Annotated in this window: 11 protein-coding genes and 1 pseudogene; 9 read left to right on the forward strand and 3 right to left on the reverse strand. The window is 57.6% G+C overall.

Going from position 1 to position 16,045, the window contains the following annotated elements; genetic code table 11:
• Positions 1-102: 102 nt before the first annotated feature.
• On the reverse strand, positions 103-540 hold the full coding sequence (locus ACN9MU_RS09535) for an integrase core domain-containing protein (protein WP_426344480.1): 438 nt from the start codon (positions 538-540) through the stop codon (positions 103-105).
• Positions 541-558: 18 nt separating this feature from the next.
• Positions 559-975: a hypothetical protein gene (locus tag ACN9MU_RS09540; protein ID WP_426344481.1), complete on the reverse strand. Its 417-nt coding sequence runs from the start codon at positions 973-975 to the stop codon at positions 559-561.
• Positions 976-1,078: 103 nt separating this feature from the next.
• Here ACN9MU_RS09540 and ACN9MU_RS09545 point away from each other — a divergent pair, with 103 nt between their 5' ends.
• From ACN9MU_RS09545 to ACN9MU_RS09555, 3 genes are read left to right on the forward strand one after another with little or no spacing between them, the layout of a single operon-like run.
• The gene (locus ACN9MU_RS09545; RefSeq protein WP_426321953.1) at positions 1,079-1,300 is read left to right on the forward strand and encodes a hypothetical protein; all 222 of its coding nucleotides are present in this window, start codon (positions 1,079-1,081) and stop codon (positions 1,298-1,300) included.
• A gap of 40 nt (positions 1,301-1,340) precedes the next feature.
• Positions 1,341-5,294 (forward strand): hypothetical protein, encoded by a 3,954-nt coding sequence (locus ACN9MU_RS09550; protein ID WP_426344482.1) that lies wholly within the window; start codon positions 1,341-1,343, stop codon positions 5,292-5,294.
• Positions 5,295-5,306: 12 nt separating this feature from the next.
• Positions 5,307-5,762, forward strand: coding sequence for a hypothetical protein (locus ACN9MU_RS09555; RefSeq protein WP_426321947.1), 456 nt, complete (start codon positions 5,307-5,309; stop codon positions 5,760-5,762).
• Between the two features lie 558 nt (positions 5,763-6,320).
• Here the strand turns inward: ACN9MU_RS09555 and ACN9MU_RS09560 are convergent.
• Positions 6,321-7,319, reverse strand: a complete 999-nt coding sequence (locus ACN9MU_RS09560; RefSeq protein ID WP_426344483.1) for a transposase — start codon at positions 7,317-7,319, stop codon at positions 6,321-6,323.
• Between ACN9MU_RS09560 and ACN9MU_RS09565 the strand changes: the two genes are divergently transcribed.
• The 6 genes and pseudogenes from ACN9MU_RS09565 to ACN9MU_RS09590 all read left to right on the forward strand — a co-directional run bounded on the left by ACN9MU_RS09565 (position 7,297) and on the right by ACN9MU_RS09590 (position 16,023).
• The gene (locus ACN9MU_RS09565; protein ID WP_426344484.1) at positions 7,297-7,518 is read left to right on the forward strand and encodes a hypothetical protein; all 222 of its coding nucleotides are present in this window, start codon (positions 7,297-7,299) and stop codon (positions 7,516-7,518) included. The two genes, ACN9MU_RS09560 and ACN9MU_RS09565, sit on opposite strands and share 23 nt — an antisense overlap.
• Positions 7,519-7,558: 40 nt before the next feature.
• The gene (locus ACN9MU_RS09570; protein WP_426344485.1) at positions 7,559-8,650 is read left to right on the forward strand and encodes a hypothetical protein; all 1,092 of its coding nucleotides are present in this window, start codon (positions 7,559-7,561) and stop codon (positions 8,648-8,650) included.
• A gap of 50 nt (positions 8,651-8,700) precedes the next feature.
• A pseudogene (locus ACN9MU_RS09575) lies at positions 8,701-10,267 on the forward strand (IS3 family transposase).
• On the forward strand, positions 10,257-13,100 hold the full coding sequence (locus ACN9MU_RS09580) for a LysM peptidoglycan-binding domain-containing protein (RefSeq protein WP_426344486.1): 2,844 nt from the start codon (positions 10,257-10,259) through the stop codon (positions 13,098-13,100). The pseudogene ACN9MU_RS09575 and the gene ACN9MU_RS09580 overlap by 11 nt, the downstream one beginning before the upstream one ends.
• 1 nt (position 13,101) lies before the next feature.
• A complete protein-coding gene (locus ACN9MU_RS09585) occupies positions 13,102-13,773 on the forward strand; it encodes a hypothetical protein (RefSeq protein WP_426344487.1) in 672 nt (223 codons plus the stop codon).
• A gap of 609 nt (positions 13,774-14,382) precedes the next feature.
• Positions 14,383-16,023, forward strand: a complete 1,641-nt coding sequence (locus ACN9MU_RS09590) for a M28 family peptidase (protein ID WP_426337203.1) — start codon at positions 14,383-14,385, stop codon at positions 16,021-16,023.
• Positions 16,024-16,045: the final 22 nt, after the last annotated feature.

Consider the following 16,045-nt stretch of genomic DNA (forward strand, 5'->3'; position numbering starts at 1 on the left):
GAATCACGCGACATTTGCTTAATCATTAGGCAGCTTCGTGGTGTGGGGCGAGCAAAGTCCTGGACGACCTGTCCGTATCACCTGCCACAGTCTTCTTGCCGGCTAATGCCGCAGCCACACACCTTTCAGAAGACCGTCCCAGGCTTCGAAAAGATAAGCGCACTTGGGCCTTTGCCGATGCGGGTCGATTCCGCGCCAGGCTTCCATTGGCGTCCTGCCGTTTAGATGCTGGTGCGGCCTGACCTGGTTGTACCAGAATCCGAATTCATGCATGGACAGCCGCAGTGCGGGCAAGTCTTCGACCGTCAGTTGATCGAGCTTTTCTTTCAATGTGCCGAACAGCCTTTCAATGCGGCCGTTCTGCCATGGCATGCCTGGCTGGCTGAATTGCTGTCGAACGCCAAGAAATTTCAACGTTGTCCGGAACAGGAGCGAATGGAAGATGGCTTCATTATCGGTCCTGATCGCCCGCGGCATTCCATATTGACTAATCGCGCGCAAGAGGTGGCGCAGGATGGTGCCTGCGCGCTTGTCAGGCAAGGGTTGCAGGCACAGGGCTTAGCGGCTGCCATGATCAATGACGCCAAGGATGGCGTGGATCTTTCCGGCGGTATCGGCTTTGCCGGTTAGGTCGAGACCCCAAATCCTGTTGCGGGCCAGCGGTGCGGGCTGCTGCCGCTTCCATCGTTCCCGCATATCGGCGATGCGGTAGTGGTGTTGTTTGATCGTCAGAGCCACCCAGCTTTTGCTCACCGTGACACCGCGCTGGCAGCCGTGCAGGCGGTTGAAGGTGTTGGCCAGCTTTTGACAGCTTAAATCGGTGAGCGCCTTTAAGCGGATGATTTCTGCGATTGCCCAGGCTGGCTTGCGGAGGTGATGGTGGCGCGGCTTTTTACAGGCGGCGCGTGGACAATGACGCCGCACGGGCCTCGTCCACAACAGGTGCGCCACGAACCGGCAAAGGAAATGCAGCATCCAGCATAAGTGATACACGGGGACGAAAAAAGGCGCGAGTATATCGTCAAAGCGATTCCGTTTTTGCGGTGCAGGCGGCAAGCTGGCCCGAAAGTGCAGGGCGGTGACATACGACGCCGTAGGCAACCGCACCTCCGAAGTCCAGGAGCAAAACGGCCAGACCTTCCAGCGCAATGTGCTGGGCTACGACGCCGAACACCGCCTGGTCAGCGTGGACGCGGCCGATCTCGGTACTGGTGCGCAGTTCATCCGCATGGAGTTGAAGCGGCTTCGGCAACCGCAGCCGCTTCAATTCCTGGTCCAGCAGTGCCGGCGCGGGTCGTAACCAGGATGGCTACTTCTTCTACGATGCGTTGAACCGTGTAGTGCGCGCTGACGCTACAAATGCCTCCGGCGCGGTCGACGAGTCGACGACCGATTATGTCTATGACATTGACGGCAACCTGGGCAGGAAGATCCAGGGCGGCAGCGTAACGCAGACGTTCACCTACGATGCGATGAACCGACTGGTTGCCAGCGTGATCGGTGGGCAGCAGTACAACACCCGCTACGATTCCGCAGGCCGTGTGGTGGAAGAATGGACCAAGGTCGAGGATCTGCCTGACGTCCAGGCTGACGCCGCACCGGTAGCACCGGTCGAACCGACGAAGCCGGTCGATCCGGGTCCAAATGCACCACAGGCGGACAAGGACCGATACCTGGCGCTGCTCACGCAGTACAACATCGACTACACCGCCTACCAGCAGGCGTTGGCCGACTATGCAGAGCAGCAGGCCGAATATGGCGATCAGTTGTCCTTCCTGGCGCGACTGGTGAGGAGCAAGGCAAAGACTGGTTACGAACGGCATGCCATGTCGTACGATGTCGCCGGCCGCAACCTGGTGACGGAAAGCTACAACGACGACGGCAGCGTCAAGTCCCGCCAGACCAACGACAAGTTCGACGCTGCAGGCAACGTCTTGAAGAGCACCTCCTACTCGACCGTTGGCGATGACATGAGCCAGTTCTACACCAGCACTTACGGCGCGGGTGCAACCGGTTCCGTCTTGCTGTGGTCGGAAGGCTATATGCGCGGCGAAAGCGGCAAACTTGCCGGCCGTACTGGCGCCAGTGCCAAGAGCGTCATGGTGTACAACGCCGACGGCAGGATGATTGCTGTGAACTTCGAGGAGCCGACCAGCGGCGAATGGCCGAAGTCCGGGCCGAAGTCGAAGTTCTTCGTGTTCGACGCCCAGGGCAACATCCTGAAGTCGACCGAAGTCGACAAGAACGCGCCGATTCAGGAGCAATACCAGGTCATTGCCAACGGCCAGTTGCAGATGCGTTACAGCACCAACTCCGGCAGCTTCGGCGACATGTCGGACGAGCAGAAGAACAACTTCTGGCGTGCTTACAACCTCAACGCCAGCCAGAACCCGTTGATCGACGATCCTGTGGCTGGCGGCAGCACGCCGGGCAATGGCGGCAATGTGGTGGTAGCCAACGACGGCGACACCTTGCAGACGATCGCCCAGCGGATCTACGGCGATGCTTCGCTGTGGTACAAGCTGGCAGAGGCCAACAAGCTCGAACCGGGCCAGGCGCTGCACGGCGGCCAGGCGCTGATTGCGCCGGCTTACATGAGTGGCGTTTCGCTGGAGCAGGCCTATAACAACGGCAAGCTGGTCGGCAGCACCTTACCGAACCTGCCTTCGCCGCCCCCGCCCAAGTCGAAGTTCGGCTTCATCGCCAAGATTATTTCCATCATCGTATTTGTGGTGGTGTGTGTGATTACAGGCGGCAGCGGCGTCGGCATCGCCTTGGCAGCGATGTCGTCCGTGCTGGCTGAACAGCATGCGACCAATATACTGAACGGAAACTTCGATTTCAAACGCGCCGTGAAGCGCACGCTCAACCCGTTCTCCGGCAACCTGCACGACTTCACGCGGTCGTTGTACGACCCGATGGGCAATGGCGACCATGAATACATGAACTACAAGGCCGTGGCCAAGGCGGGCGCCATGGCTCTTGTGACAGCGGGCGTTGGCAGTTATGTGACGGGCATGGTTGGCGGCGCCGTTACGCAAGGCGCAACAGCCATGGGCGTATCCAGCAGCATGGCCACGGCGATCGGCACCCAGGTCGGCATATTCGCAACTTCGACGTTGACGACCGCATTGACCAGCGAGCACTTTAGCTGGAAGGCCGTGGCTGCATCGTACATCGCGAAGAATGCTGGGAACGTTGTCGGAAGAGCGCTTGGCGAATACATCGGCGAATCCGGAACGGTCTTGGGTGGGTCTTGGGGAAAATACGCCCAGCTCGCGGTTAATTCGGCCGCGCAGAATATTTCCTACCAGGTGATCAAGAACGATCACGTGGATTGGAAGGCCGTTGGCGTGAGCACCTTGGCGTCGCTTGGCAATGCACTGATCAAGAATAACGTTGGCGTTCTTGGCGGCAAGGGTTCGTTCGGCGACTATGCTGCACACGGAGTGCTCGGTGGCTATTTGTCTGAACGTCGTGGCGGTAATTTCATCGACGGGCTGGTGGAGGGTGCTGGTGAGCAGATTAAGGAAGATGCCGCTAACAATCCTGGCAAGATATTTGGGGGGCTCTTCGGCACTGCGCCAAAAAAAGGGCAAGATCCGGTGCTGGCTAAAACATTTGCAGGAGATGTTGCTGCTCGTAAGCAACGAGGCATGTTCAGCGGTTTCGAGCCAGCGACACAGGCTGGACCAGAATTTCCCGGTCCGTTGGGAATCGGCAATGCACTCGGTTCCAGCCTGACAGACCAGATGCAACCCACACCTGAATCGAGCATCACCATTGGTGGCCGTAGCGAGCATGGCATGGGGCTCAGCGACGGCGGCAGTTTCAATTTAGGTGGAATTCCAACGAACAGCGCGGCTGCCGTTTCGTATTCGGCCGGCGGTATGTGGAGCGACACGCAGTACGCCAAGGTTTATGACGACCCTGCAATGCAGGATGCTCGCTATATCGTTGATGGCCCTGCGGCGGCTGGTCCTGGCGATGACATTCCAGGGGTGACGGGACGAGATCGTCTAAGGTTGCCTTCGGGATCAGTTGATGGCGAGGATGCCAAAGTTAATTGGATTAATCCAGTCGTGAGGGATCGAATGGACGTGGCCGAAAGATATAACGCGTTGGTCGTTGGGGATGCTGCTAAGAATAATCAAGATCTTTCGCCGACAGTAGCCAATGCTGTAAGGCTTGGGTTGTATGAAGTGTCTGACACTGGCTTCCTCGGTAAGACGACTTCGAATTCTTGGGACTTCGCCCTGAGCGACAGCGGTGGTCATCAATACGAATATACGATCCCTGCTCAGTCGCCAGTTGATACGGGGTCGGATTGGAATATCGGAACACGTCTGCTCGGCGTTGTTCAGGGAGTCGGAGGTCTCGCAGGTGGGGTCGCGAGCGGTGCCGCAATTGCTTTGGGTGGCGCCGGGGCACCGATCACTGGTGGCGGTAGCCTATTGCTGTCGGCTGCAGGCTGGGTAGGATTTGCCGCAAGCGTAGACCAGGCAACAGCCGGATTCAAGACAGCGCTTACTGGCGAGGCTTCGCGCACCCTTATTGGGCAAGGAATTGAGTATGCAACCGGTGCATCTCCACAAGTTTCAGAACTTGGCGCTGGACTGCTTACCTTGTCGCCTTCCGCAGCCACGGCGAGCCTGGCCAACCAAGGGACTCAACAATTTGCGGCATCCTGGCGAGCAGCAAAGACCACATATGAGGCAGCACCGGTTGTGGTACCATCTTCAACTACGCAACCGCTGTTGTTGACGTATACGCCCGCAGCAAATACGGTGAATCAAGTCCGGAATGCGGCGTCAGCAGTCCCGTCGGCAGCCCAGAAGCCACTATTGTTGACTTATACACCGACGACCAATACGCTGAATCAGATCCGTAATATGCGTGGCCCTGAGAGTTGGCAGGCCGCTGAACGCTATGTGCAGGAGTTGAGTGGCTCGCCGGGCCAGATGCACTATCCGGTACCTGCGGTGACCATCAATGGGAAGCCAATTACTGGAACTGGTGGTCGATTCGTCGATGCTCCTGTGCCGCAGCCTAATGGTGGAGTTGTCGCCAATGAGGTTAAGGCGTATCAGTCTTGGCGGACGGTAAATGGACTCCCCACCCAACAATTTGTTCCGCTTAGTGAACAGATTCAACAACAGATCCTCAAGGATGTCTGGTTGAGGGGGAATGTCCCTGGATACGATCCTCGCTGGGTGTTCTTGGGGGCGCCGCCTTCTGCAGAATTGAGTCAGCAACTCACGAATAATGGCATCATTCAGGTAATTCATCATTAAAGGTTAATAGGAATGACAGCGCAAGACATGGCCACGCTTGAAAAGCGGAAGGCCGGATTTAACGAGTTTTATGGCGAGCTTATGCCAGTCCTCGTGGACTTCGTAGGGAAGCTGGGAATACAGCCAGCGCACGAAGTGCTGAATCATGCTGCCCAGTTCGCGCCTTATGTAGAGCAGGCATTGCAGGACATGCTCGTGGCTGACGAGGGGGATCGTGCCTGGCTGCTAACCCGTATGGGCTATTGGGTTGGTGAATATTTTGTACAGGAATTCGGGGGCTGTTGGTTTGTAAATGACATCCCGGGATCTCGATACTTTAGTCGCTATGTGGTCGGGAAATTTGCTAAAGCCAAGGATCAGGCCATGATGATTGATCCATTCGAGATCGCAGCGAGTTACGTTGATACTCCACCGCCGAGGAGGCTTACTGCTTTGTTAGCAGCGGTAGCTGCTGAATTGGCTGTGTGATGGGATGGTATATGGCTGCTTAGTTTGCAACTTGCCCCGTTGCCCCGTCCAGATGTCCAGAAAGGTTTGGGGATCGATTGAAGCAGCGATTTTTGAAAGAAGATTGCTGCTTTGGTGGCGCCCGGACGGTGCGCACTGGAGATTTTCTCGAGAATGGTTCGAGAGTCGTGCGACATTTGCACAGACATTAGGCAGGTTCGTAGCAAAGGGCGAGCAAGGTCCTGGACGACCTGTCCACATCACCTGCTACCGCCTTCTTGCCAGCTAATGCCGCAGCCACACACCTTTCAGAAGACCACCCCAAGCTTCAAAAAGATAAGCGCGTTTCGGCCTTTTGCCCCGTCCAGATGTCCAGAAAGGTTTGGGTATCAATTGAAGCAGCGATTTTTGAAAGAAAATTGCTGCTTTAGTGGCCCCGCAACGGTGTGCACCGGGCATTCTCTTGCGAATAGTTCGAGAATCACGCGACATTTGCTTAATCATTAGGCAGCTTCGTGGTGTGGGGGAGCAAAGTCCTGGACGACCTGTCCGTATCACCTGCCACAGTCTTCTTGCCGGCTAATGCCGCAGCCACACACCTTTCAGAAGACCGTCCCAGGCTTCGAAAAGATAAGCGTATTTCGGCCTTTGCCGATGCGGGTCGATTCCGCGCCAAGCTTCCATTGGTGTCCTGCCGTTTAGATGCTGGTGCGGTCTGACCAGGTTGTACCAGAATCCGAATTCATGCATCGACAGCCGCAGTGCCGGCAAGTTGTCGACCGTCAGTTGATCGAGCGTTTCTTTTAATGTGCCGAACAGCCTTTCTATGCGGCCGTTCTGCCATGGCATGCTTGGCTGGCTGAATTGCTGTCGAATGCCAAGAAATTTCAACGTTGTCCGGAACAGAAGCGAATGGAAGATGGCTTCATTATCGGTCCTGATCGCCCGCGGCATTCCATATTGACTAATCGCGCGCAAGAGGTGGCGCAGGATGGTGACTGCGCGCTTGTCAGGCAAGGGTTGCAGGCACAGGGCTTTGCGGCTGCCATGATCAATGACGCCAAGGATGGCGTGGATCTTTCCGGCGGTATCGGCTTTGCCGGTTAGGTCGAGACCCCAAATCCTGTTGCGGGCCAGCGGTGCGGGCTGCTGCCGCTTCCATCGTTCCCGCATATCGGCGATGCGGTAGTGGTGTTGTTTGATCGTCAGAGCCACCCAGCTTTTGCTCACCGTGACACCGCGCTGGCAGCCGTGTTGGCGGTTGAAGGTGTCGGCCAGCTTTTGACAGCTTAAATCGGTGAGCGCCTTTAAGCGGATGATTTCTGCGATTGCCCAGGCTGGCTTGCGGAGGTGATGGTGGCGCGGCTTTTTACAGGCGGCGCGTGGACAATGACGCCGCACGGGCCTCGTCCACAACAGGTGCGCCACGAACCGGCAAAGGAAATGCAGCATCCAGCATAAGTGATACACGGCGACGAAAAAAGGCGCGAGTATATCGTCAAAGCGATTCCGTTTTTGCGGTGCAGGCGGCAAGCTGGCCCGAAAGTGCAGGGCGGTGACATACGACGCCGTAGGCAACCGCACCTCCGAAGTCCAGGAGCAAAACGGCCAGACCTTCCAGCGCAATGTGCTGGGCTACGACGCCGAACACCGCCTGGTCAGCGTGGACGCGGCCGATCTCGGTACTGGTGCGCAGTTCATCCGCATGGAGTTGAAGCGGCTTTGGCAACCGCAGCCGCTTCAACTCCTGGTCCAGCAGTGCCGGCGCGGGTCGTAACCAGGATGGCTACTTCTTCTACGATGCGTTGAACCGTGTAGTGCGCGCTGACGCTACAAATGCCTCCGGCGCGGTTGACGAGTCGACGACCGATTATGCCTATGACATTGACGGCAACCTGGGCAGGAAGATCCAGGGCGGCAGCGTAACGCAGGCATTCACCTACGATGCGATGAACCGTCTGGTTGCCAGCGTGATCGGTGGGCAGCAGTACATCACCCGCTACGATTCCGCCGGCCGTGTGGTGGAGGAATGGGCCAAGGTCGAGGATCTTCCTGACGTCCAGGCTGACGCCGCACCGGTAGCACCGGTCGAACCGACGAAGCCGGTCGATCTGGGGCCAAATGCACCTCAGGTAGACAAGGACCGTTACCAGGCGCTGCTCACGCAGTACAACATCGACTACACCGCCTACCAGCAAGCATTGGCCGACTACGAAGAGCAGAAGGCCGAGTATGGCGATCAGCTGTCCTTCCTGGCGCGACTGGTGAGGAGCAAGGCAAAGACTGGCTATGAACGGCATGCCATGTCGTACGATGTCGCCGGCCGCAACCTGGTGACGGAAAGCTACAACGACGACGGCAGCGTCAAGTCCCGCCAGACCAACGACAAGTTCGACGCTGCAGGCAACGTCTTGAAGAGCACCTCCTTCTCGACCGTTGGCGATGACATGAGCCAGTTCTACACCAGCACTTACGGCGCGGGTGCAACCGGTTCCGTCTTGCTGTGGTCGGAAGGCTATATGCGCGGCGAAAGCGGCAAACTTGCCGGCCGTACTGGCGCCAGTGCCAGGAGCGTCATGGTGTACAACGCCGACGGCAGGATGATTGCTGTGAACTTCGAAGAACCAGCCAGCGGCGAATGGCCGAAGTCCGGACCGAAGTCGAAGTTCTTCGTGTTCGACGCCCAGGGCAACATCCTGAAGTCGACCGAAGTCGACAAGAACGCGCCGATTCAGGAGCAATACCAGGTCATTGCCAACGGCCAGTTGCAGATGCGTTACAGCACCAACTCCGGCAGCTTCGGCGACATGTCGGACGAGCAGAAGAGCAACTTCTGGCGTGCTTACAACCTCAACGCCAGCCAGAACCCGTTGATCGACGATCCTGTGGCTCCCCCAGTGTCAAAATAGTTGTCGCTCCGATAGATCTGAGAAAATGGGGGCGATAACAGGAGTGTGAAGTGGCACGGTACGGACAGGAATTTAAGGATAAGGCGGTAGCGCGTTTGTTGCCGCCAGAGAGCGCGTCGATCAAGGATGTCGCCTTGTCGATTGGCGTGAGCGAATCGACATTGGAACGCTGGCGCAGTGAAGCGCTGGCCAATCCGACGCAACGCCGCGAATGGACGCCCGCCGCGCGGTTTGAAGCGGTGCTGGCGACGTCCATGATGGACGAGGCAAACAAAGGCGCTTGGTGCCGCAGTAATGGCGTCTATCCGCACGAGCTGGCAGTGTGCGCGAGCATGCAATCAATGCTTTAGCCGAACCTGGAGAGAAGCGCGTGACTGCGGCAGAGGCCAAGCAAGACAGGCGCCGCATCAAGGAACTGGAACGCGAGATCCGCCGCAAGGACAAGGCGTTAGCGGAGACTGCAGCTTTGCTCGTGCTATCAAAAAAAGCCGAGGCGATCTTCAGCAAGTACAAGGCCGAGGACGAATGATCGGACTCGAAGATCGCCAAGTCATGGCCCGAGATATCGCCGACGCTTGCCAGGCCGGTGCACGCCTGAGTGAGGCATGTGCCACAGTCGGCTTGAATGCGCGCACCCTGCAACGCTGGCAAGCGCACGGCGGCTTGGAAAACGGCGACCGCCGGCCGACGGCAATACGCCCTCTGCCTTCGCATGCGCTGACGGAGAACGAACGCGCTGCCGTTTTGGCCGCCGCGAACGAACCGCGTTTTGCTGACATGCCGCCGGCTCGCATCGTCCCCATGCTGGCCGACGAGGGCGTCTACTTGGCCAGCGAATCGACATTCAGTCGTATCCTGCGCGCCCATGGTCAGATTCGCCATCGCGGTCGGGCCAAAGCGCCGCGTCGGCAGCGGCCGCCGACCACACATATCGCCACTGCGCCCGGCCAGGTCTGGTGCTGGGATATGACCTATTTGCCGGCTCGGGTGGCGGGCCGCTGGTTTTACCTCTACTTGATCCTGGATCTCTACAGCCGCAAGATCATTGGCTGGGAGGTGCATGCCGAGGATGATGCCGACCATGCCAGTCACTTGGTGCGCCGCACCGCATTGGCCGAAGGCGTCGCTATGAACCGCAACAAGCCAGTGCTGCATGGCGATAACGGTGCCACACTGAAGGCGACCACGGTGTTGGCCATGCTGCATTGGCTGGGCATCAAGCCTTCTTACTCGCGCCCGCGTGTGAGCGACGACAACGCGTTCGCCGAGGCACTGTTCCGCACCGCAAAGTATCGCCCGGAATTCCCATCGGGTGGCTTCGCCGATCTGGCCGCCACGCGCGACTGGGCCGCCCGCTTTGTGCAGTGGTACAACGTCGAACATCGACACAGCGGCATTCGCTATGTCAGCCCCGCACAGCGCCATGCTGGGCAAGACAAGGCTATTCTGGCAGCGCGGCATCAGCTCTATCTGGCTGCCCAGGCGCGCCATCCGGCCCGCTGGTCGGGCAATACGCGCAACTGGGCACCTTGTGGCGCCGTTACCTTGAACCCAGAGCGCGATCACGTCGTTTCCACCAGTGCAAAGGAGAGCCATACTCAGCAAATTGCTGCTTGAATCGGGCGACAACTACCTTGACACGCGCCGGGCTGGCGGCAGCACGCCGGGCAACGGCGGCAATGTGGTGGTAGCCAACGACGGCGACACCTTGCAGACGATCGCCCAGCGGATCTACGGCGATGCTTCGCTGTGGTACAAGCTGGCAGAGGCCAACAAGATCGAACCGGGCCAGGCGCTGCACGGCGGGCAGGCGCTGATTGCGCCTGCTTACATGAGTGGCGTTTCGCTGGAGCAGGCCTATAACAACGGCAAGCTGGTTGGCAGCACCTTACCGAACCTGCCTTCGCCGCCCCCGCCCAAGTCGAAGTTCGGCTTCATCGCCAAGATTATTTCCATCATCGTATTTGTGGTGGTGTGTGTGATTACAGGCGGCAGCGGCGTCGGCATCGCCTTGGCAGCGATGTCGTCCGTGCTGGCTGAACAGCATGCGACCAATATACTGAACGGAAACTTCGATTTCAAACGCGCCGTGAAGCGCACGCTCAACCCGTTCTCCGGCAACCTGCACGACTTCACGCGGTCGTTGTATGACCCGATGGGCAATGGCGACCATGAATACATGAACTACAAGGCCGTGGCCAAGGCGGGCGCCATGGCTCTTGTGACAGCGGGCGTTGGCAGTTATGTGTCGGGCATGGTTGGCGGCGCCGTTACGCAAGGCGCAACAGCCATGGGCGTATCCAGCAGCATGGCCACGGCGATCGGCACCCAGGTCGGCATATTCGCAACTTCGACGTTGACGACCGCATTGACCAGCGAGCACTTTAGCTGGAAGGCCGTGGCTGCATCGTACATCGCGAAGAATGCTGGGAACGTTGTCGGAAGAGCGCTTGGCGAATACATCGGCGAATCCGGAACGGTCTTGGGTGGGTCCTGGGGAAAATACGCCCAGCTCGCGGTTAATTCGGCCGCGCAGAATATTTCCTACCAGGTGATCAAGAACGATCACGTGGATTGGAAGGCTGTTGGCGTGAGCACCTTGGCATCGCTTGGCAATGCACTGATCAAGAACAACGTTGGCGTTTTCGGCGGCAAGGGTTCGTTCGGCGACTATGCTGCACACGGAGTGCTCGGTGGCTATTTGTCTGAACGTCGTGGCGGTAATTTCATCGACGGGCTGGTGGAGGGTGCTGGTGACCAGATTAAGGAAGATGCCGCTAACAATCCTGGCGAGATTTTTGAGAACCTCTTTGGCTCTGCGCCAAAAAAAGGGCAAGAACCGGTGCTGGGTAAAACATTTGCAGAAGATGTTGCGGCACGTAAGCAACGAGGCATGTTCGGCGTTGACACCACACCCGACGGTATCAATGGCGCGTCCGCAGCGGCAATTTCTGGCGACGGAAATGCTGAGTCAGAGGCGCTCAAACGGTTCATGAGTTCTTACGCCAAACAACAGCTGCGAGATGATGAAAGGCATCAGGCTCGACTGGATCAGATCATCGAGCAAAAGCTCGCGGCGGCCTCATTCGAACAAAATGCTGGCCTAACGGTTATCGAGCAAAACGCGGTGTCGCTACAGGGAGTTCCGGAGCAACGGTTCGCTAATGGTGAGTTGGTCAAATTTGATGGTACTGGCACGGTTCCTATCGGGCAAGTAACGACTTCTGACTTCAAATTGCAGGGCGAAGAGAGGCTTGTGGGGGGCTCGAATGCGGCCACCTACGCAGCATTCGATGGAGCCGGTAACCTGTTTACAAACGCTTCTGACACGGGAGGGAAATACCAATTCTATGGTCGAACTGAAGGTGCAAAGGCTACGATCCAAGACGTTCTTGATAACACAACAGATCCGCAGCAGCGCCTTGAGCTACTGAAATATCGATTCGAGCGTTGGAACGTGGGGGCAGGGGAGTATGCTTCCTTGGGGCTCGAGCTCAATCCTGGCGATCCCCGCTTCACCGAGATGCAACAGCGCGCAAATGGCATGCGTGATGCAGTAGGCGCCTTCTCTCTGACGACGGTCGGCGGCGTCGCGGGGCTGATGACTGGTGGATTGGCCTTTAGCGCAGTACGCACCTTGGGCGCACCTTTGGCTACGAGTGCATGGGGAGCGATTGGCGTCACTGGTGCCGCAGGTGTTTCGGCAGGCGTTGTCGGTGATCTGACGTCCCAGGCTCTCGAGAACGTCGCCTATTTTGCCTCAGGTAAGACTATTGGCCACTTCGGCATAAATAAGACTGAGCTGGCGCTATCCGCAGGGTTCGGCCTTGCGCCGATATTGCCGTCTGTGGTCCGGCAAGGCGCTTCAGAACTTCGAGCAGCAGGACTGCCCGACTGGAACATCAAATTCGCGACGCCAACGGGAGTTCGGGGTTCCGTTACACTCGGTATAGCTGAATCGATACAGTTGGAAAGAGTGGTGACTAGCGAAGGTGGCGAACAGGTGTTGTTAGCTAACAGGGCAAATTCTGCTCGTCCTCTCGAAGAACTGATCCCTGGTGGAAGAATCCCGTCCGTAAGAGGAGGAAAATTTGATTCTTGGTACAATCAACTGACACCCGAGGAGTTCGATCAAGTTTGGGCTGTGCCGAAATACCGGGACACGATAGAGGCTCGAACTCGAAATCCTGGTGGACTGCATGAATGGCTGCCGGTTTCGGGCGTCAGCATGGAAGAGATAAAGTCCATGCGGACTCCCGTTGAGGACGTACGGGGCGTTAATCCCCAATGGATGCATGGTGGCGAGGGATCTACTACAGCACATAACGAGATTATTAACGAAGTAAAAGCATCGACGAACTTCATGGACTATAAAATGAAACTCCAGACTTGGGCAGATAGAAGGCTCTTGGGGGGACGTAATGCATTGCCGGAAGGGCTGAAAGACTAATATGAACGAAAGTAATCTCTATACTAGAATTACGGCCGGCACTGGGATATTGTTCGGAAGATCAACTGATCAACGCGTATTGTCCGGCATGTTCAATCGCTATCGGCCCGACGGCCAAGGACTAGAGAGTCTGCTTGGTAACAACAACGATGTCGAAAGAGAAGTACTCGCTAGAATTAGAAGGGTATTTGATGCAGCGTCTTCAGGATGGGACCCTTGTGACTTGTACTTCGTTGTCAGGCAACCTACACCCGTCAATGAAATGAAGGCAATTCAGCTTGCGGAGACTTTTTTGAATGGGCTCAAGAATTTTGCAGATTTTCTTGGCGACGCGGAATTGCGCGATGCCCTTGAGGGCCGTCGGATAACATTGCAAGCACCTAAGGGTCAAGAAGTTGACGAAGACACACCAACAATGGTGTACGAGTGTTTAACGGATTTCCTAGCTGAACAACAGCCTGCGCAGAATGATCTTTTCGCTCTCAAGGAAGCAATTTATTCTATGGCCAATGATTATTTTTTGATGGCATTTATCCTTTGGCCGGCGATGAAGATCACCGGCCCAGCAAGCAATGCATTCGACGGGTATTATGAGTTGTGGCGTTGTGGCATTGGTCTGAAGTACTTTGCCGCTGGGGACGTAGCCGTTACGCTTCCCTTCAAAAGACTTTGAGTTTTTGCACATTCTAGGTGCCAGTCCAGATGCCCAGAAAGGTTTAGGTATCGATTGAAGCAGCGATTTTGGAAAGGAGATTGCTGCTTTAGTGGCGCCGCAACGGTTTGCGCTGGACATTTTCTTGGGATTAGTGTTTTGCGCCGCACTTTCGTCGTAGCGTCAGCTAAATTATCGTCAAGCGATTTCGGCAAGATTGGCGGCGTTTTTCCACTTTGACGTCGTAGAATGTTCCCCGCTTGGTCACGCTTAGATCGTATCGTCTGCCGCTTTGGCATCGTAGCTGCGTTGAAAAAAAATGGCGACCCGAAGCCACCACGCTACGATATGCGCTGCTGGCCCCCATCATCTTCAATGGATTTTCGCTGCGTGATGGCGTCGGCAGGATGCACTACGTCTTCTCCCCGCTGCGCGCTTGCTGCTGCTTGAGTAACGCTTCGTGCGCTCGCAAGTGCGGTTGCTGCAGCGCCGCGTTGACGTCGGTGACGGTGCAAATATGCTGTCGATCCATATTGGACGATTCCGCACCAGGCTTCTATTAAGGTAAATCCGCTAGAATGCCCGCGCGGCCATCAGCCGCGCCCAATGGACAATCCACAAGACAAAGACATGACTAAATCCATCACCTTCGTAGCGTCCACCCTCGCGGCCAGCATTGCGCTGGCGCTGGCTCCGGCCCACGCAGCAGGCGTCAAAGGCGGCAAGGCAATGCAGCCGATTGTGCAAGAGGCGCCGCTGCGCGCCCATTTGGCGTTCCTTTCCAGCGACCTGCTGGAAGGCCGCGGCACCGGCCAGCGCGGCGGCGACCTGACCGTCGCTTACCTGGAAAACCAGGCCCTGGCCGTGGGCCTGAAGCCGGTTGACGGCGTCACCTACCGCCAGCTGGTGAAGATCGCCGGCGTGAAGACCGATGCGGCGGCTTCCAACCTGCGACTGGAAGTGAATGGCGTGGCGCTGCCTGCCAGCTTCGGCAAGGATTGGGTCTATGCTCCGGGCGATGCGAAGGCTGCGCACAGCTTCAATGCCGACCTGGTGTTCGTCGGCTACGGCATCACCGCTTCGGAGGAGGGCTGGGACGACTACAAGGGCCAGGACGTGAAGGGCAAGGTCATCGTCATGATGGTCAACGACCCGATGCCAACGGCCGAAGCGCCGAACCGCTTCGGCGGCAAGGCCCTGACTTACTACGGCCGCTGGACCTATAAATTCGAAGAAGCCAAGCGCAAGGGCGCGATCGGCGCGCTGCTGATCCACACCGATGCTTCGGCTTCGTATGGCTACAGCGTGGTGAAAAACAGCTGGGACGGCGTGGAACGTTTCCAGCTTGCGCAAGGCACGCCGGGCACCGAGTTGCAAGGCTGGATAACCAACGATACTGCGCTGGCGTTGTTCAAGGCTGCAGGCCTGGACCTGGACCAGTTGCGTGCGGCCGCTGAACGTAAGGACTTCCAGCCGGTGGCGCTGAAGGCCAGGCTGGTGGGCGACATGAAGGCTGAAGTGCGCAATGTCGAACAGTTCAATGTGGCGGGCGTGGTACCGGGCACCGATCCGAAACTGAAGGATGAAGTGGTGATCTACTCGGCTCATTGGGACCACCTGGGCAAGCAGGGCACGAGCGGTGACACCATCTACAACGGTGCAGTCGACAATGCCTCCGGCAGTGCGGCCTTGCTGGCGATGGCGCAGGAGGCGGTGAAGTCGCCTGCCAAGCGTAGCCAGATGTTCCTGTGGGTGGCGGCGGAAGAGCAGGGCTTGCTCGGTAGCGCAGCGTATGCTGAATCGCCACTGTGGCCGTTGGCGAAAACGGCTGCGAACCTGAACCTCGATTCCCTGAACTGGATCGGCACTACGCGCGATATCGGCACCGCTGGGAGTGAGCGCACGGACTTGGGCAAGATGGCGGAAGCCGCCGCCAAGGGCATGAAAATGGTGATCGCGAAAGAGAAGCCGGACCTGGCGGGCGGTTACTTCCGTTCCGACCACTTCAGCTTTGCCAAGGCGGGTGTGCCGGCATTCTCCATCACCTCGGGCAGCGATTACCTGGGCGACAAGGAGAAGGCGGAGCAGATGCGTGCAGCGTACCGCAAGAGCTATCATCAGGTCAGCGACGAATATGATCCTAACTGGTCGATGGCTGGCATGACGCAGATGGCGCAGTTCACCCTGAACCTGGGGCGTATCGTGGCCGATGCGCCGAAGATGCCGGAGTGGAAAGCTGGCGACGCTTTCGGCAAAGCGCGCGCCAAATAGGAAGATTTAATCAAGACCTCAC

The sequence above is a fragment of the Pseudoduganella sp. R-32 genome (genome assembly GCF_049913245.1).
Lineage (GTDB): Bacteria > Pseudomonadota > Gammaproteobacteria > Burkholderiales > Burkholderiaceae_D > Rugamonas.

Coding starts and splice junctions, on each gene's coding strand:
- ACN9MU_RS09585 (WP_426344487.1), top strand. CDS start 13,102: ATGAACGAAAGTAATCTCTATACTAGAATTACGGCCGGCACTGGGATA.
- ACN9MU_RS09540 (WP_426344481.1), bottom strand. CDS start 975: ATGCTGCATTTCCTTTGCCGGTTCGTGGCGCACCTGTTGTGGACGAGG.
- ACN9MU_RS09555 (WP_426321947.1), top strand. CDS start 5,307: ATGACAGCGCAAGACATGGCCACGCTTGAAAAGCGGAAGGCCGGATTT.
- ACN9MU_RS09590 (WP_426337203.1), top strand. CDS start 14,383: ATGACTAAATCCATCACCTTCGTAGCGTCCACCCTCGCGGCCAGCATT.